Source organism: Oleiphilus sp. HI0086, from assembly GCF_001635225.1.
On record NZ_LWFZ01000151.1, the window covers coordinates 1 to 899 of the forward strand.

At 45.6% G+C, this 899-nt stretch carries 1 protein-coding gene; it reads left to right on the top strand.

Features of this window, described 5'->3' with window-relative positions:
- Nucleotides 1-679: S-methyl-5'-thioinosine phosphorylase (locus tag A3756_RS02125; RefSeq protein ID WP_068552822.1), on the top strand; the 679-nt coding region annotated here is incomplete at its 5' end.
- Nucleotides 680-899 lie beyond the last annotated feature (220 nt).

The window sequence follows — 899 nt, forward strand, 5'->3', positions numbered from 1 at the left end:
GCAGCTATGGCCAAGTACGCCTTTCGGAGAAACCAGTGGCCCAGTTGTGATAAGTGCACTAAACGGGCTTAAGTTTGCGTTCATGGCGCGTCACGGTAATCCTCACCGTATTCCTCCTCATTTGATAAATTATCGTGCCAACCTCTTTGCCATGAAGCAAGCAGGTGTCGATAGAATTATCGCAATTAACGCGGTAGGCGGAATTCATGAAAAGCTCGGCCCGGGTAATCTTTCCATTCCAGACCAAATTATTGATTACACTTATGGGCGTGAACACACTATATATGATGGCATTCATTGCGAAACTGTTGATCATATCGACTTCACCAAGCCGTACTCTGAAACATTGAGAGCAAAACTTCTTCGCTCAGCAAGCGCGGTGTCATTTGATGTCTTGGATGGTGGAGTTTACGGTGCTACTCAGGGGCCGAGATTAGAGTCATCAGCTGAAATACTTCGTTGTAAGGCTGAAGGCTGCGATATGGTCGGAATGACGGGCATGCCTGAAGCTGCGCTAGCAAGAGAATTGGAGTTGGACTATGCCTGTATTGCCTTGAGTGCGAATTGGGCAGCAGGTTTGTCAGATACGCCTATTACAATGGCAGATATAAAAGAGGCAGTTTCGAAAGCGTCAGCACGCGTAAGCGAGCTGATTTTTCAAGATCTGGGAAGTTTATAGTCGAGCAATTAAGCAGCGGGTTCTGTTAGCTGACAATGTGTGTCACACAAATCCCGCTGCTGCAGTTAAGAGGTGGTATTCGGGAATGTTTGTTAGCTTGCTTTCTTAGTTAGTTGGTTTTGATACATTTCTCGAATTTGCTCTGCTGAGTACTTGTCTACAGTTATGTGGTTAAATTCAACTAGGTGTAATGCAGGGGAGCTTGGTAGTTCTTGATCAA